The 17208-nt window shown below is 27.2% G+C and carries 16 protein-coding genes and 7 tRNA genes; 12 read left to right on the plus strand and 11 right to left on the minus strand.

Annotation, left to right across the window (positions count from 1 at the left end):
• Nucleotides 1-135: 135 nt before the first annotated feature.
• The 3 genes from NV226_RS02135 to NV226_RS02145 form a co-directional block, all read right to left on the minus strand.
• Entirely contained in the window at nucleotides 136-1890 is a 1755-nt protein-coding gene (locus NV226_RS02135; RefSeq protein ID WP_258210687.1) for a sodium:solute symporter family transporter, read from the minus strand.
• Nucleotides 1891-2107: 217 nt separating this feature from the next.
• Nucleotides 2108-2260: a 50S ribosomal protein L33 gene (gene rpmG, locus NV226_RS02140; protein WP_258210688.1), complete on the minus strand. Its 153-nt coding sequence runs from the start codon at nucleotides 2258-2260 to the stop codon at nucleotides 2108-2110.
• A 161-nt stretch (nucleotides 2261-2421) separates the two neighbouring features.
• Nucleotides 2422-2691, minus strand: a complete 270-nt coding sequence (locus tag NV226_RS02145) for an HU family DNA-binding protein (protein ID WP_258210689.1) — start codon at nucleotides 2689-2691, stop codon at nucleotides 2422-2424.
• A 258-nt stretch (nucleotides 2692-2949) separates the two neighbouring features.
• Between NV226_RS02145 and NV226_RS02150 the strand changes: the two genes are divergently transcribed.
• Both NV226_RS02150 and NV226_RS02155 read left to right on the plus strand, forming a co-directional pair.
• Nucleotides 2950-3036 (plus strand) — tRNA-Leu (locus NV226_RS02150).
• Between the two features lie 3 nt (nucleotides 3037-3039).
• Nucleotides 3040-3115: transfer RNA gene (locus NV226_RS02155), tRNA-Lys, on the plus strand.
• Nucleotides 3116-3215: 100 nt separating this feature from the next.
• On the opposite strand, the gene NV226_RS02160 is transcribed toward NV226_RS02155, so the two are convergent.
• Complete coding sequence (locus NV226_RS02160) at nucleotides 3216-3476, minus strand: hypothetical protein (protein WP_258210690.1); 261 nt, start codon at nucleotides 3474-3476, stop codon at nucleotides 3216-3218.
• A 193-nt stretch (nucleotides 3477-3669) separates the two neighbouring features.
• On the opposite strand from NV226_RS02160, the gene NV226_RS02165 reads away from it, so the two are divergent.
• Nucleotides 3670-5052 (plus strand): dihydrolipoyl dehydrogenase, encoded by a 1383-nt coding sequence (locus NV226_RS02165; RefSeq protein ID WP_258210691.1) that lies wholly within the window; start codon nucleotides 3670-3672, stop codon nucleotides 5050-5052.
• Nucleotides 5053-5305: 253 nt separating this feature from the next.
• Nucleotides 5306-6589: an MFS transporter gene (locus NV226_RS02170; RefSeq protein WP_258210692.1), complete on the plus strand. Its 1284-nt coding sequence runs from the start codon at nucleotides 5306-5308 to the stop codon at nucleotides 6587-6589.
• Here the strand turns inward: NV226_RS02170 and recU are convergent.
• A complete protein-coding gene (gene recU / locus NV226_RS02175) occupies nucleotides 6581-7072 on the minus strand; it encodes a Holliday junction resolvase RecU (RefSeq protein WP_258210693.1) in 492 nt (163 codons plus the stop codon). The two genes, NV226_RS02170 and recU, sit on opposite strands and share 9 nt — an antisense overlap.
• A 130-nt stretch (nucleotides 7073-7202) precedes the next feature.
• Between recU and NV226_RS02180 the strand changes: the two genes are divergently transcribed.
• The 8 genes from NV226_RS02180 (at nucleotide 7203) to NV226_RS02215 (ending at nucleotide 13746) form a co-directional block, all read left to right on the plus strand.
• Nucleotides 7203-7499 (plus strand): holo-ACP synthase, encoded by a 297-nt coding sequence (locus NV226_RS02180; protein WP_258210694.1) that lies wholly within the window; start codon nucleotides 7203-7205, stop codon nucleotides 7497-7499.
• Between the two features lie 16 nt (nucleotides 7500-7515).
• Nucleotides 7516-8262, plus strand: a complete 747-nt coding sequence (locus tag NV226_RS02185) for a lysophospholipid acyltransferase family protein (protein WP_258210695.1) — start codon at nucleotides 7516-7518, stop codon at nucleotides 8260-8262.
• 25 nt (nucleotides 8263-8287) lie between these two features.
• Nucleotides 8288-9025: a segregation/condensation protein A gene (locus tag NV226_RS02190; protein ID WP_258210696.1), complete on the plus strand. Its 738-nt coding sequence runs from the start codon at nucleotides 8288-8290 to the stop codon at nucleotides 9023-9025.
• Nucleotides 9015-9599 carry an SMC-Scp complex subunit ScpB gene (gene scpB / locus NV226_RS02195; RefSeq protein ID WP_258210697.1) on the plus strand — a complete coding sequence of 195 codons (585 nt, stop codon included), beginning with the start codon at nucleotides 9015-9017 and terminating at the stop codon, nucleotides 9597-9599. The genes NV226_RS02190 and scpB overlap by 11 nt, the downstream gene beginning before the upstream one ends.
• A 20-nt stretch (nucleotides 9600-9619) precedes the next feature.
• The gene (gene thyA / locus NV226_RS02200) at nucleotides 9620-10483 is read left to right on the plus strand and encodes a thymidylate synthase (protein WP_258210698.1); all 864 of its coding nucleotides are present in this window, start codon (nucleotides 9620-9622) and stop codon (nucleotides 10481-10483) included.
• Complete coding sequence (locus NV226_RS02205) at nucleotides 10483-10959, plus strand: dihydrofolate reductase (protein WP_258210699.1); 477 nt, start codon at nucleotides 10483-10485, stop codon at nucleotides 10957-10959. Before thyA ends, NV226_RS02205 begins: the two co-directional genes overlap by 1 nt.
• Nucleotides 10960-11027: 68 nt before the next feature.
• Nucleotides 11028-11849, plus strand: a complete 822-nt coding sequence (locus NV226_RS02210) for a Cof-type HAD-IIB family hydrolase (RefSeq protein WP_258210700.1) — start codon at nucleotides 11028-11030, stop codon at nucleotides 11847-11849.
• Nucleotides 11850-11859: 10 nt separating this feature from the next.
• Nucleotides 11860-13746, plus strand: coding sequence for an MAG3240 family lipoprotein (locus NV226_RS02215; protein ID WP_258210701.1), 1887 nt, complete (start codon nucleotides 11860-11862; stop codon nucleotides 13744-13746).
• A 92-nt stretch (nucleotides 13747-13838) separates the two neighbouring features.
• Here the strand turns inward: NV226_RS02215 and NV226_RS02220 are convergent, their stop codons facing one another.
• From NV226_RS02220 to NV226_RS02245, 6 genes are all read right to left on the minus strand, one after another.
• Entirely contained in the window at nucleotides 13839-16223 is a 2385-nt protein-coding gene (locus tag NV226_RS02220) for a PTS sugar transporter subunit IIABC (protein ID WP_258210702.1), read from the minus strand.
• A gap of 225 nt (nucleotides 16224-16448) precedes the next feature.
• Nucleotides 16449-16533 (minus strand) — tRNA-Leu (locus tag NV226_RS02225).
• Between the two features lie 61 nt (nucleotides 16534-16594).
• Nucleotides 16595-16670 (minus strand) — tRNA-Thr (locus NV226_RS02230).
• A 2-nt stretch (nucleotides 16671-16672) separates the two neighbouring features.
• A tRNA-Val gene (locus tag NV226_RS02235) sits at nucleotides 16673-16748 on the minus strand.
• Between the two features lie 5 nt (nucleotides 16749-16753).
• Nucleotides 16754-16829, minus strand: a tRNA-Glu gene (locus NV226_RS02240).
• A gap of 4 nt (nucleotides 16830-16833) precedes the next feature.
• A tRNA-Asn gene (locus NV226_RS02245) sits at nucleotides 16834-16908 on the minus strand.
• Nucleotides 16909-17208 lie beyond the last annotated feature (300 nt).

Consider the following 17208-nt stretch of genomic DNA (forward strand, 5'->3'; position numbering starts at 1 on the left):
TCCTTAAAATAATTAATTAACATTTTAAATATTAACTAATTTTATCATTTTAAAATGTTAATTAATTTAATTGAAAAAACAAAATCTTCAATAAGAATATTGAAGATTTTTAAAGATGAAAATTTTGAAAAATTATTATTCTGTTTGTTCAGAAACAACTCCTTCAAGTCGTTGATATTCTTGAACATTTTTTAGCATTTCTTCATTAGTAATTAAACCTTTTTTTAATTTATTTTCTAATTTTGAAAGTTTTTTATCAAGTTTAACTAACTCATTGAATTCTGCAGTTTGTGTTCAAGAAGTTAAGTTAGTGATATTTTTTCATTTCACAAACTTGTTAGTTAAAAGTGAAATTAAGTAACCTACAACCGAAGAAATAGCAAGTGTGAATAAAACTACTCATGCACTATGAATTTTAAAATGTCCATCACCAATAAATTGATTATTCAATAATCAAATTGGAAGACCAAATATTAAACCGGCAGCAATTCCTGAAAAAGATCCAATTCAATTCGATCTTTTGGTGAACATTGCAAGTAAAAATGTGCTTAATACCGGCATTCCAAATAGACCAATAATACTTAAGTAATAATCAATTAAACTTGTTTGTTGTGATAAAACCACCAATGAAGCTACACCAAAGGCTATAATTCCAAAAGATGCGATTAAAATTTTAGATAAAATTAAAATATTTTTTTCTTTCATTTTGCTAAATCTACTAATAAAATCTACTGTAATAACTGTAACAATGGAATTTAATGAACTTGATACTGTTGATTGACTAGCTGCGAAAATAGCAGCTATCAATAATCCTGTAATTCCCATTGGAAGACTCTGAATAATGAAATAAGACAATAATTGATTATCAGCTGCATTTTCTCTTCCAACAATCACTGAAATGGCATTAGGATCATCTACATTAAATCCTAAACTGCTGTAGTACGAATAAAGCACTGATCCAGTTCCATAAAATAAAAGTACAACAATCATTAAAAGTCCTATATTGATATAAATAGTTTTGTTAATTTTACTAATTGATTTTGAACTTTTATATCTTTGAACAATGTCTTGTGAAGTGATATAAGAATAAAGATTTTCAAAATATTTTGAAATAAATAAGAAGAAAATTCCTGAACTTCCCAATGAAACATATAAATCTGATTTTTTCAAAATACTTTGAAATTTAGCAACTTCTCAATCAGTTTTAGCTAAACCAAAAATAATAATTAATCCGATTCCGAATAATAAAACAATTCCTTGAATTGCATCAGTTCAAAGTACTCCTTTATATCCTCCTAAAAATGTTGATGTTACAACAACAAAAGATACAATAAATAAAATTAGATAAACATTGATATCTACAAATAAAGAAAGCGTTAATGTTGGAATATACAACACAATAGCCATTCTAAAAAGGTGAAACAAAATAAATAGAGCAGATGTAAATATTCTGACTGATACATGGAAACGTTTTTCCAGATATGCATAAGATGTTGTTTCTTTAATTCTTCTATAAAATGGAATAACTCTTTTGACAATTAATGGCGCAGCTGCCAAAAAAGAAATAATTCCCACTGATCATAATCAGCCGGTTTTAAAGGCTAAACCAGGGGTTGCCAAGAAAGTAAGCGAACTTAATGCAGTAGCAAAAATTGATAAGGCAATAACAATTGTAGGTATTTTCATTCCTTGTCCAGCTAAATAAGCTGAAGATGTTTTATTTTTTGAGACACGCTGTTGCAGTCAAAAGAAAACACCAATCCCAAGAATTCCTAACATATAAAGTGCCATGACTACTCAATCTAAAGCAGTAAAGTTAGAAACTGAATTTGTTTTTGACTCTACTGCAGTGGTTGTTGTCATCAAAATGACATTATTAGTGGTGTTCATAAAACTCCTTTTTTAAAATAGATTTAGAATTTATAATTTTTTTGGATTTTTTTGGATAATTTTAAAACCTTAAAAATAATTATAAGTAAAGCTACTCCTAAACCTTTTTAAAATAAAAATTTATAAAAAAAATTTTAAATTTCAGATTTTTTTTCTAGAATTTAAAATTTTTTTTATAAATTGAAAGAAATACAAAAAATAAAACGCTTTAAGCGTTTTATTTTTTTTCTTTATGGTTTGTGTGAGCATTGCATTTGTGGCAATGTTTTGAAATCTCAAGTTTTTCTGTTTGAGTTTTTTTATTTTTTTTAGTGATGTAATTTTCCATTTTACATCCTTCACATCTTAGTGTAATTCCTTCTCTAGCCATAGATACTCCTTAAAGTATAGTTAACATATTTAATTTTTTTAAATTTAAAATAGTTAGACAATTTTAACATAAGGAAAGTAAAAATTAAAGAAAATAAAAAATAAATAATAAACAAAAAATATTATTTATTTCAACTTAATGAACAAATTTTAAGTTTTAGATTAAATTGATTCTTTTAAAGCTTTTGCGGCTTGAAACTTCACAGATTTTGACGCTGCAATAGTAATAGTTTCTTTTGTACGAGGATTAATACCTTGACGTTCTTTTCTGTCTGAAACTTTAAAAGTTCCTAATCCTAGAACTTGTAATTTTTCTCCAGCTTTTAAAGATTCAGTAATTACTTCAACTAATGAAGCAATCGCTTTATCTGCTTTTGCTTCTGTTAAGTCTGAAAGTTCTGCAACTTTTCTAACTAATTCTTTTTTTGTCATAAAAGCTCCTTTATATTTATTAAATTATTAAAAAATTTTATTTAATAAATATCTTTGTTTATTTTAAATATTTTTAAAATTATACTTTATTATTAGTGAATAATAAGAACTTTAAAAAAATAAACTCAGAAAAAATATCTTTTAAAATTTGTTCTTGATATTTTTTTAAAGAAACAAAAAAGTCTTAAAAAAATAAAAATTTTTATGCACTTTTTATTTTTTTAGTTATAATGTAAAAGCAATTTTAAAAGATAGACTGCTCGAGTGGCGAAATTGGTAGACGCAAGGGACTTAAAATCCCTCGGTGGCAACACTGTGCTGGTTCAAGTCCAGTCTCGAGCACCAGAAGCGCCCTTAGCTCAGCAGGTAGAGCAAATGGCTTTTAACCATTGGGTCAGAAGTTCGAATCTTCTAGGGCGTACCATTTCAAGAAATTGACCACAAACCATTGAGGTTTGTTTTTTTTTTTTTTTTTAGATAAAAAAACACAACTTATTATGGAATAAGTTGTGTTTTAATTTTATTTAGTTTTGATCAAAATTAATTTTGTGATCTTCTCCTCTTAATTTTTTAAATGAAATTGTTGAATCAAAATAATATCCATCTTCTTTAAATTCTTGACGATAACGATATTTTACTAATTCCTTTTCAAAGTCAATTTCTAAAATTTCATAAAGTCCTGGTGAAAAGATACATCCATCACCTTTTACATGTTGTTCATTATTTACAGCTGAAAAATATTCTTTAAATAATTTTTCTATTTCTTGATATTGTTCTGTTTTCATCAGTTGACCTTTCAAATATTAATATTTATTAAAATATAATAAAAAATTATAAGCTGTTTTATTACTAAACAAAAAATATTTTTATAAAAAAGCTAAAAAAAGCTAAAAAAAACATAAAAAAAATAACTTTTTTTATTTTTTAGAATTATGTTATATAATCAAGGAATAAAAAATTATATAAGGTGGTATAAAAATGGAAAAATTTGACATAATTTTTATAGGGGCAGGTCCAGGAGGATATTCATCAGCTGCTATTTTATCTGAAGCTGGATTAAAAGTTGCCGTTGTAGAACAACAGCATTTAGGCGGTACATGTGTTAACTTAGGATGTATTCCAACTAAAACATTATTAAAATCAGCAAAAGTATTTGATTTAATTAAAAAAGCTAATGTTTATGGTATTGAAACAGATTCACCTAAAGCAAATTTAAAAGCAATTCAAGAAATTAGAAAAAATAACAAAACTAAATTAAATGGAGCAATTAAAGGTGCTTTAGATGGTGCTGGAGTTAGCTTGTTTGATGGCGTGGGAAAAATTTTAGATGCAAATACAGTGATAGTTAATGATGGAACAAAACTAACAACTAAAAAAATCGTTATTGCAACTGGTGCAAGACCACGAGAAATTGAATTTCAAGGTAAGGATAATGCTCAAAAAGATGGTGTTTTAATTAATTCAAATGATTTATTAATGATGGAACAATTACCAAAATCAATAGTTATTATTGGTGGTGGACCTATTTCAATTGAATTTTCATACTATATGGCAACTTTTGGAGTTGAAGTTACAATTCTTGAACATGCTGAAAAATTATTATCAAGATTTGATGAAGAATGTTCAGCTCAAATAATTCAATATTTAGAAGCTAAAGGTGTAAAAATCTATCATGATGCAAGAATTGAATCATATCAAAATAATTCATTAGAATTTACATCAAATGAGCAAACACATACAATTAAAGCTGAAAAAATTTTAGTAGCAGCAGGAAGAGTTCCTAATATTGAAGTGGCTGAAAAATTGGGGTTAGAATTAACTCCTGGAAAAGGAATTAAAGTTAATGATAAAATGGAAACTTCAATCGCTAATGTTTATGCAATTGGTGACGTAACTGGTTTATCAATGGTTACAACAAATGCGTATAAACAAGGAGATATTTTAGCTCAAAATCTTTTAGGATTAAAAATTGAAAAATATAACCCTGCAAACTATGCTTGATCAATTTACATGGGATTAGAACTAGCTGGAGTTGGTCTTTCATCAGCTCAAGCTGTTGAAAAATATGGCATTGATAATGTTTTACAAGTAACAGTACCAGCACAACAACTACCGAGAAATCATGCTGACAGTAATTTAGATTTAGGTTTCTTTAAACTGATTGTTAAAAAAGATGATGGAAAAGTTTTAGGATCATACATTTTCCTTGAAAATGCTTCATTATTAATTAATGAAATTGCATTAGCAGTTACAAAAGATTTAACAATTTGAGACTTACAACAAACAGGCCACACACATCCTACACTTTCTGAAGCAATTTATTATGTTTCAAGAAATTTATCTTTTAAACTAAAAAGATAAATCTTCAAATTTGTTACAACATCTGAACTTTTATGTTCAGATGTTTTCTTTTTTGTTCATAAATATTGCTATATTTCTCACTTTTATAATATAAATATGCTTAATTATTCATAAAAATGTAAAAATTTATGGTAAAATTCAGTGATTAATGAATACAACAAAAATATTTGACATAACATCCATCAGCAAACAAAGATTGATTTTTATGTGAATCATAGTTTTTTTGGGGTATATTCTCTTTATAGTTAACTGAATGTTAATTCCTAATTTAACTGGTAATGTAGCAACTGCAGTTAAATCAGGAACTGGATGATCTGATACTTTCTTCCATAACAGCGCTGAACCTAGCACGATTGTTAAGCAAGCAACTAATTATACGTCTACATTTATTCGTGGTTTTGGCGCATTAATGGTTGGTTGATTAATGGTTAAAATTACACACAAATGAACTGTTATTCTTTCTTTTTCAATGATTTTATTAGCAATACCTGCTATTTGAGTTCCTAATTATTGAGTTTTTATATTTTTAAGAATGGGTTTAGCTTTTGGTGGATCAATGACAGTTATTCTATTACAACCGATTAAATCTGTTTTAAATAAAAAAGCTAAATCAATGCTAACCACCATCTCGACATATGGTTTTTCTTTTGGAGCAATCATTTCTTTATTGCCTTTCATTTGAAGTGAAGCAATAAATTTATGATTTACAGATCACTGGCAATTAATTTCCACAATCGCAGCTTGTTCAACTATTTTAGTTTTTATAGGATATCTATTTATTGGTAAAAACTTTTTACCAAAAGAAAAACCCAAAAAATTTACAGTAATTGATTTAAAACACTATACTCATTCTGAAACAGAAATTCAATGAAAAGTTATTGATCTATTAAAAGAATTAAAAACATATGTTTGAATTATTTTATTTGGTTTATTTTTAACAATGATGGTCATGCCAACAATTTTATATATGCATATGTTTGCACCAAAAGAAACTACTTTTTATGAACAAAGGTGGATAAGAATTTGAGTCATTATCTCTTTATTAGGTGTTTTAATTGGGCCTTTTACAATAGGAAAATGATTAAAGACCTCATTTAAAAGAAAACCTTATATTATATTCATCCTATTTATCATTGTTTTTTCTTTAGGTTTATCGTTCTTATTTTGAAAATTAAAAATTATCTGATTATTTTTAATTATGGGTTTCATTTTTGGCTGATTGGTACAATCAATCCAAGGAATCATTACCTATTTACCTCATGAAGATCCTAATTACAAAGCTCGTCCAAAAAGGCTAGTTTCTTTTTATGGAATTATTTGAGGTTTTGGTTACTGAGTCTTTACAATTGTTAACATTTTAATTTCTGCTATTTATGATGCAGTGAATAGTAACTCTGAATATGTAGTAATTTCAATTATGTTACTTTCTGGAATTATTTGTGTGTTATCAGTTATTTTTATTAAAGAAACAAAACCAGAAGGTAAAATCTGAGCTTTAAAAAAGAAATCAATTAAAATTCATAAACCACTAGATTAGATTTAGTAGTGGGACAAAATCTAATATTCCTGGATAATTAAGTTGTAGTGAAATTCCTTCCTTTTGGATTTGCTCATAATTGATTGATTTTTTAGAACTATGCCTTAAATATTCTGGTTTCAGCATAAAAAAGGCATTTTTTTCTTTAAATAAAATTATTAAAAAAGCTTTTCCGCCATGAGCATTAATTTTTTCTAAATATTTAATTTGATGTTCTTTGATATTGTACAACGGTAAAATATTACCTTCAACACTTTTAGCTTCAAATGCAATAAATTGACCTTGATAAATACCATAATAATCTACTGTACTTTTTTTAGCTAAATAAGTTTGTTCAAGTTTTTTAGCTTTATCTTCTTTTATAACTTTACCAAAAACAATATCCAAATTTTTTTTATGAAAAATTGCTATTCCATTTTTTAAATAAAAATCAATTGTTGTATTAATAATTTTTTCTAAAAGCATTCCTCGGTTTTTCTGCATACTTATAAATAGCATTTTATTCACTCAATTATGAATAATTTTTTTATTTATTAAAAAAGTGAAATTTTGTTTAGTTTTTATTACAAAATTTTGCTTTATATAAAACTTAGTCATATATAATTAAGAGATTATGATAGGAATAGATATTACCAGAATTTCACGATTCCAAAATAAGAGTGAAAATTTTGCAAAAAGGATCTTATCTCATAATGAATTTTTAGAATATAAAAAAATAGATGATAAGGCTTATTTTTTAGCATTAAGATGAGCCATTAAAGAAGCTTTATTTAAAGCTGATAACACACTTCTTTCATTTCAAAAAATAAATATTTCTAAAATTAATAAAAAATACTTTTATAAAAATTTTCAAATAACAACTTCTAAAGAAGATGATTATTTAATCGCTTGCGTAGTAAAAACAATATAACAAAAGGGTAATATATATGATTAAAATTAAAAAAATTTTATTAGCTCCAATTTGAGTATTGAGATTATTGAAATTTTGAAAAATTTCACGTAAATACAAAAAAGATAAAGATGCATATGCACCACAGTGAAGAAATGATTTTATACTAAAACGTGCCGAAAAATACTTAAAAATGTATAACATTTCCGTAGAGGTCAAAGGTTATGAAAACCTTCCCAAAACCGGACCAGTACTATTAACACCAAATCATTTATCAGAAGCTGATGGTTTTGCAATGCTAGTGGCACTAAAAAAACAATCAGAAGATAAAGATGAAAGAAATAAAATTGCTACCTTTTTAGCTAAAAAAGAGCTAGAACAAGGTTTTAAATCAAAACATACATTAAGAATTATTGATACCTTTTTTATCGATAGAAAAAATCCTCGTCAATCTTTAAGTGTTCTAAATGAATTTGGAAAATTTATTAAAGAAAAGAAAACATATGGTCTTATTTTTCCTGAAGGTACAAGAAATAAAGAAGGTAAAATCGGAGAATTTAAAGGTGGAGCTTTCAAAATTGCTAAAAAGGAATTTTTACCCATTATTCCTGTTACCATCAATAATTCTTTTAAAGCTAAAGATAGTTCACGTAAAAATAAATTAAAAATTGAAGTAATTTTTCATCAAATAATTAAACCGATGTCAATTTTAGGACAAACAAATGAAGCGATTGCTAATCGTGTAAGAAAAATTGTGGAAAGTAAATTTATTGAAGCTAAATAGTTAATTAAAAACAGAGGAGATATTAGTGAATCAAAATTTAGATATTAATATCAATAATTTCAATGGTCCTTTAGATCTTTTATTAAACCTAATAAAAGATAAAAAAACTAATATCTTTGATATTAATTTAGTAGAACTAGCAAATGAATATTTAAGAATTATCAATGAGTTGAAAGAAAATAACATTGAATTAGTTGCTGAATATTTGCTAATGGCTGCAACTTTAATTCAAATTAAAGCTAAACTTATTTTGCAAGAAGATCAAAACACTGATCCAGAAATTAATGAAGATCAAGAAAAGATTTTAAAACTCTTAGCTGAATATCAACAATTCCGTGAAATTGCCCAATATTTAAGAAAACAAGAAGAGCAAAGATCATTAATTCATATTAAAAAAACTTCTGATTATGATCCTTATCTTTTAGAACAAAATAGTAACCAAATTAATGCTCATTCTCGTCCTGAAACTTTCATTAGAATCATGCAACAATTATTTGATCGTATCAATGCGAGAAAAATTTTAACTATGAATGTGGAACACATTTCTATAACTCCTAAAGATCAAAAAAAATTTATTTATCAATTATTTGAAAAGCATCAAGAAATAACTTTTGACATGATTCTTAAAACTCCCAGCATTAATCACTTTGTAATCACTATTATTACTTTATTAGATATGGCAAAACAAGAAGAAATTTTACTTTCACAAACTACACAATTTGCTGACATCAAAATTTACAAAGGGCAAAATTATGGATTATAAAATTTTAGAAGCACTTTTATACTTTCAAGGTGAAGAAGGACTTTCGCTATGAGATGTTAAAGCTCTTTTTGAAATTGCATCAATTGCTGAGACCAGAATAGCCTTAAAAACATTTCAAAAAGAATTTAATGAACAACAACGCGGTATTTTTATTGTTGAATTTGATGAAGTTTTTAAGCTCGCTACCATTGAAGCGGCAAATAAAAAAATTAGTCAATTAGTCAATACTATTAAAAAGCAAAGACTTTCTAATGCTTCCATTGAAACAATTGGAATCATTGCTTATAAACAACCTATAACTCGTTCAATGGTTAGTGAAATTAGAGGTATTAACTCCGATCATATTTTCACTAGTTTACTTGCCAAAGGAATGATTGAAGAAGTAGGGATTGCTCAAAGTCCAGGAAATCCCATTTTGTATGGTGTGACTAACAAATTTTTTGATTACTTTAGAATTAAAAGTTTAAAAGAACTACCTAAATTAATGGAATTTGATAAATTATCAGAATTCGATCTTAATAGCGAAAATGATAATTTTGATTTATTTGCATCACAAAGAGAAATTGAAAATTAATTTTCAATAGCGAGGTTATCATGAAACAATATTTAGATTTATTATCATATGTTATGGAAAATGGTAAAAAAAGACAAAATAGAACAGGCATTGATACTATCAGCATTTTTGGATACCAAATGCATTTTGATCTGGCTGAAGGTTTTCCTTTACTAACTACCAAAAAAGTTCATTGAAAAAGTATTGTTCATGAACTACTTTGATTTATTAAAGGAGATACTAACATTAAATATTTGGTTGATAATAATGTTAATATCTGAAATGAATGGCCATACGCTTCTTACAAACAAAGTTCTGATTTTCAAGGTGAAACTCAAAAAGAATTTATAGAAAAAATTCGTCAAGATACAGTCTTTGCTAAAAAATACGGTAATTTAGGTCCTGTTTATGGCAAACAATGAAGAGACTTTGAAGGAGTCGATCAATTAAAAAATCTTATTGCTGAAATTAAACAAAATCCCAATTCTCGTCGTTTAATTGTTTCTGCATGAAATCCCAAAGAAGTTAATCAAATGATGTTGCCCCCTTGCCACTCACTTTTCCAATTTTATGTAGAAGATGGTAAATTAAGTTGTCAACTTTATCAACGTTCAGGTGATATTTTTTTAGGAATCCCTTTTAATATTGCCTCCTATTCTTTATTAATTTATTTAATTGCTCATGAAACTAATTTAAAGCCTGGAAAATTTGTCCACACCATCGGTGATGCTCATATTTATGTAAATCATTTAAATCAAGTTAAAGAACAGTTACAAAGAAATACCAAATCATTACCTGCAATTCACTTAAACAAAAATAAAAGTATTTTTGATTTCCAATTTGAAGATATTATATTAGAAGGTTATGATCCTCATCCATTAATTAAAGGAGAGGTGGCAGTATAATGTTAAAAGCTATTTGAGCAATGACCAAAGATGGTTTAGTAGGTAAAGATAATACAATTCCATGACACATTAAAGAAGAATTTCAACATTTTCGCAATACAACACTACACCAAGATGTCATTATGGGAAAAAATACCTTTTTATCATTACCTAAAATTTTAGATAAAAGAAAAATGTTTGTACTTTCTGATGATAGTAGCTGAAAAGTAGAGCATGAAAATGTTTTTATAATTGATAGCTTCACAGAAGTCATTAAACCTTATAAAAATAATCCCCATAAAGATTTATACGTCATGGGAGGAATTTATGTTTATGAACAAATGATACCTTTATGTGATGAATTAATTGTCACAATAATTAAGGGACAATATACTGGAAACCGTTATTTAAAAAATATTGATTTTACTCCTTTTGAAGTTATCAAAAAAGTTGAACATGAACTTTTTGATGTTTTTTATTATCAAAGAAAAAATTAAATTTTTCTTTGATAAACTTATTCTAGTGTTTAAATTTCAAACTATTATGTATGTGATAAAATTTTTTTATGAATAATAAAATTTTAGTATTTTCCGATGTAGACGGAACTTTATATGGAGATAATTTTATAGTTAAACATCAAACTATAAAACATATCCATCAATTAAGCGAAAAATACAACGTAGAACTAATTATTGCTACAGGAAATCCACCTTTTTCAAGACATCAAAAACTTGCAGATGATTTGAAAGTTCGTTATTTAATCACTTCAAATGGTTCTACCATTTTTGATAATGTAGAAAAAAAATATTTATTTAAAAAAACTTTTTCTCTAGAACAACAAAAGCAAGTAATTGCAGCAGCTAAAAATTTTAACTTACAATTAAATTTTTGAAATCATCAAGACTATTTTTCTTTAAATCATAAAGAAGAGTTTATAAAATCTTGAATTTATTCAATGGAAGATACCAGCAAAGTTTTATTAAACGTTGATCAGCCACAAGAAGAAGTTGTAAAAATGGAGCTTTTTGGTGAAAAAACAGATATTGATCAAGCTTACAAATTTTTAGAAAATTCCAAATTACAAATTGTTAGAATGCGTGAAAAACACCTTGAAATTACTCAACAAGATGTCAGCAAAGGTTCAGCTATTAGTTGATTTATCACTAATATAATTTTAAATTCAGTAGATAATATTATGGTAATTGGTGATAGCCCTAATGACTGATCTATGTTTGAAACTACAAAATACAGTTATGCTATGGCTAATGCAAATAAAGAAACCAAGTTAAAAGCTAAATATCATACAAGTGCTCACGACCAAAATGGTGTCGGTGAAGCGATTGTAGACTTTTTATATAGAAGTAGAAATATTAAACCTTCTAAGTAGAAAAATACTTATGACAAAAAAACAAATTATTTGATCTTCAGTTGGTTTAATTGCAGCTGCAGCAACAGGTGTAGGTATAGCCCTAATTAAACCAATTATTATTCATAGCAGTAATAATTCATTCATTAAAAATATTCAATTTAATAAAAAATTAACTCTTAATGAACGAGATTTTTTATTAAAAAATTTTAATTATCTCCAATTAGTTGATATTCATAATGCTTTCGATATTTTAGTTGATCAAAATGATCAACCATTAGGTTTAATCACAAATCAAAAAAATCACTTATTTTGAGCAAATGCTCAAAATATTAGTCATTTATTACCTAAAACCGAGAAATTTTTTGCTTTTGTAGAACAAAAAGGTGATAATCAAACAAAAAATGTGATTAAAACAAATTATTGACATATTTTAGACTACACAAAATGATCAAAACCATTAAATTCAGAAAATGTTGATAATTTTGATGGTTATGTTGGAGATATTTTGCAAAATTATAATTTTGAAAGTGGATATCAAGATGCTGTTGATAATTTTCAAATCTTATTTTGAAAAATGATAAATGAAGTTGAATCACGTAATGCGAATAAAACTAATATTTTTCAATTAAAAAATAAATTATTTCCTAATTTAATGAGCCCTAAATCAGATGTTAGAGCAAGTGCATGAATTAAAAATACTGAACAAATTAAATTATGAGAACAGCTATTTTTAATTTACTTGCATCAATTTAATATTGAAGTAGATCAAGTAAACTTTAAAATTAATCCTGAAGTTTTTCATTTTAAAAACATTTCCGGGGATTACCTAAAAATGGAACTAGAATTTATAAATGGAACTACAAAAACAAAAATAGCAGATCCAATAATTATTGGCCCATTTAAAAGTTATACAAATATCCAGCCATCAGATGCTGATTTTTATCTAAAACTAGATAGAGAAGTTGAAACAGATAAAAAATTATTTAATGAATATGTTACAAATCCTATTTTAAGATTAAAACCTGATAATTTTTTCGGATTAATAAGATATGATTCCTTTTCTGCTAATAGTACTACATTTCAAAATTATACTGCTAAGGCTTTTGTAAAATTTTTTAATCAATGAAAAGATTTATTTGAAATAATAGTACCTCAACATCGAAAAAACATTGATTTTTCTTATAAACTTACCAATGCCAAAGTTGTTGATTATATAAAAACCTTTCAAATCGTAGAATTTGAAGTAGAAGTTATTAAAGTTGATAAAACCAGAGAAGTATTTTCATGATTTTCTATTGATTTAGATAAAAATCATCGTCATCTTTTAAGAGGTTACCAAAAAGGTCCATTACATGCTAAATTTTTTAATGTTGATACTTTTTGAGATGCTTCCACTTTAGAAAAACAATATCATAATTCCATACCTTCAGGTATGGAAGCAGATAGTCTATTTGAAGGTAATAAGCCAATAATAATTAATATTTTAGAATATATTGATCAACAAATAGCTAATAAGGCTAATATTTGAGCAGAAGCCAATTACAAAAGTAACTTCGAAGCCAAAAATTTGACCACTGATAGCGTTCCTTATAAAGTTTTTAAAACTTTATTAGAAAAAGAATTATTAGGTTTATTTTTAAATAATAAAGCAATTACATGAAATAATGATTTTTCAGAATGAAATGAAACATTTTTTAGTGGTTTAGATCACATTGATGTTACTATAATCAATAATTTAGAAATTCCTGGAACTGTTTTTTTAAAACTAAATCTTTTAGATAAAGATAATAATTCTTTATTAAGTGTACAAAATCAAGAAAAAATCTTTGCATGAAACTTTTTTAAAGGTTCAATGCAAAGATATAATGCTGCTAATCCTGCAGAAGATTCCTTTCTACTTTTAAAAAAATCTTAGATATATTATTTATCTAAGATTTTTTTGTATTTTAAATAATAAAAAACCTCAGCAAGCTGAGGAAAATTTTATACTTAAGAAGATTTTTTTAATTATTTAACTTTGAATAATTCTGATTCTTTTGAAACTTTTGAATCAAATTTAGCATCAATAACTTTTGATAGTGAAGAATCTGCATTAACAACAATAATGACATCAGTAGAAGGAGCATTTTTTCTTACAAATTCTAAATCAACTTCAGCCAATAAATCACCTTGTTTAACTTTTTGACCTTGTTTAACTTTACTTGTAAATCCTTTACCATTTAAATTAACTGTATCAATACCGATGTGAACTAATAAACTCACACCTTCTTTACTTTTAATTCCATATGCATGACCTGTAGGAAATACAACTTCTAAAGTACCACTTATTGGCGCAAAAACTTGAGCAACTTTTGCTTTTTTATCAAATTCTACAACTACTCCGTCACCCATCATGTTTTCAGAGAAAACACCATCATTTAATGATTCTAATTTTTTCAATGTTCCTTTTTCAACTACAGAACTAACTGAAATAATTTTACCATCAGAAACAATCGAAGATTTTTGTACAGTTGTTTCTACAGGACTACCGGTTGATGAAGATAATTTTGCACCTTTTAATGATTTAATTTTAGAATTAAATTGTTCTGCTTGAGGTCCAAAAATTGCTTGTACGTGATTTGCACCAACAAATTTTACACCAGCAGCTCCTGCAGCTTTTAATTTAGCTTCTGAAACTTTTGATCTATCTTTAATATCATATCTTAATCTTGAAGCACAGTTATTAAAGTTAATAACATTTTCTCATCCACCCATACCTTCAACAATTAATGATAATTGTGGATTAAGTTGGTTTTCAGAATTGTTTTTAGCATCAAAATCTCTTCTTGTGAATAATTTAGTATTTTCACCTCTACCAGGTGTTTCTAAATTTCTTAGTTTGATTACATAGTAGAATACAAAGTAATAAATAGGAACATATCCAGCACCTATTGCTAAATATCATCAGAAATTTGTTCCTTTTTGTACAGGAATAATTCCATAAATAACTGTATCTAGAATTCCTCCTGAGAATGTCATACCCATGTGAGCACCCAAAATATTCATTAACATGAATGAAATAGCTGCCATAATAGCATGGAACCCTCAGAACATGTAAGGAGCTAAGAATAAGAATGTAAATTCAATAGGTTCTGTAACTCCTGTTACAAATGATGTAACAGCTGAAGGAATAACTGTACCGGCTGCCATTTTACGATTTTCTTTAGGAGCAGCCATAATCATAGCTGCAGCTGCAGCAGGTAAAGCAAATTGCATAAATGAGTATTTACCTTGCATGTATCTACCCACTTTAATACCTAATTCACTTGCAACAAATTCAAATAATGGTTTACTTTGTAAAGCATCACCTGTAGCTGCTGTTTTATATGAAATTGAGTTAAAAGGTGATTTCAATAAAAGAACTGAAATATATGAATCACCAACAACTTCTGTTCCTTGTGCTGATTCAGCTGATAATCATTTTAATAAATCAGTTGAAGCATCTAAACTATTTCCTGACACTTCACTTCATCTTTGTAATGATTCTAGCACATTTCCACCGACTGATGTATATCATAATGGTGAATAGAATGCGTGGTGTAATCCAAAAGGAATTAGAGATCTTTCAATATAACCAAATATTAATGACTCTACACCAGCAGGAGATTTTCCTAATAAAATACCAAAGTTATTAAGTCCAACTCCAACTCATGGTCAAAAAATTAAGAATAAGAATGCCAATGGCACCATAAATAAAATAACCATAAGTGAAACAAATCTTTTACCACCAAAAAATGAAATGATTTGAGGTAATTGAATTGTGTGAAACTTGTTGTATGTTCATGAAACAATTAATCCAACAAGAATCCCTCCAAAAATAGAGGTTTGTAAAGAAGTAATACCTAAACTAGATCCTACTACACTTTTCATTGCAATAGGGTCTCTACCAGCTCCAGTAAATAGTATTTCTCAACCATCTAATGCAACTGTTTTTGTTTCATCACCCACTGTTTCTATTTTGGTTGGATGACTAATAAAACCTTGTTGAATAAAGGAAAAAGTTAAATAACCGATAATTGCAGCAAAAACTCCAACACCAGCTTCTTCACTATAAGCTACAACAAAGGCGGCAGCAAATACCAAAGGCATAGCGGCAAAGACGGGACTACCTAAATTTTCGATAAATTTACCAAATCTTTGTAAGTGAATCATGCTACCTGTAGGATCTTGTCCCGCTAAAGAAGCGATGGTCGCACCAACACCTAAGAATAACCCAGCAATGGCCATAAGAGAGATAGGAAGCATAAATGCTCCTGAAAGCTTAGATAAAAATAGTTTTAATTTACTATTTCCACCTCTAGCTTTTACACTCTTATGATCATCACTAAATTTTTGTTTTTTAGCAAGTGTCATAAAAAAACCTTTCATAAAATTTTGTTAAAATAAAACATAAAAAAACTTATTTTTATGTCTAAACAAATTATAACTTTTTTTAAAAAATAATTCAAAAAAAACGGATTTTTTTGATAATTTTATTAATAAATTTGAACTAAAAAAAGAAATTTTAAGCAATTTATTAAAAATCAATAAAAAATCAGCAATTTAAATTGCTGATTTAAAATGGTCTATCTCTAGAAATGGTGCGCAAGGAGGGACTTGAACCCTCACGCCGTGAAGCACTAGAGCCTAAATCTAGCGTGTCTGCCAATTTCACCACTCGCGCAAGATACGTTTCTGAGGATTTGAACCTCACAACCATGTAGTTGTTACCTTTTTAACGTAAATGGTGCCGGCTAAAGGACTTGAACCCTCGACCTACTGATTACAAGTCAGTTGCTCTACCAACTGAGCTAAGCCGGCAATGGTGGAAGATGAGGGGCTCGAACCCACGACCCTCGCCTTGTAAGGGCGATGCTCTCCCAACTGAGCTAATCTTCCAATACTGGTGACCCATACGGGACTCGAACCCGTGAATGCATGGATGAAAACCATGTGTGTTAACCGCTTCACCAATGGGCCTCTATGGCGCCGATTACAAGGATCGAACTTGTGACCAACTGGTTAACAGCCAGCTGCTCTACCGCTGAGCTAAATCGGCACATAAAGGTTTGTAGTGTTTGCATTTGTAAATTGTGCTTTTGAATTATACATTATTTTCAAAAAAATCAATATCTTTTTGATTTTTCTTTAAAAAAATGTAATAAAAAAATAATTTAATATTAAAAGCTTTGTTATTATAACTTTATTTTTTATTTTCTTAAACAAAAAATAAAAATTCTAGTACTAAAAAGTGATTTTTTAGCTAAAAATTTTGTAAAAAAAATAATTTTGTGTTATTTATACAAAAATTCATGTATATATAAAATTAGCAAAAAAAAAAAAAAAAAAAAAGTGACAT

This window comes from Mycoplasma iguanae (assembly GCF_024722375.1).
Taxonomy (GTDB): domain Bacteria; phylum Bacillota_I; class Bacilli_A; order Mycoplasmatales; family Metamycoplasmataceae; genus Mycoplasma_M; species Mycoplasma_M iguanae.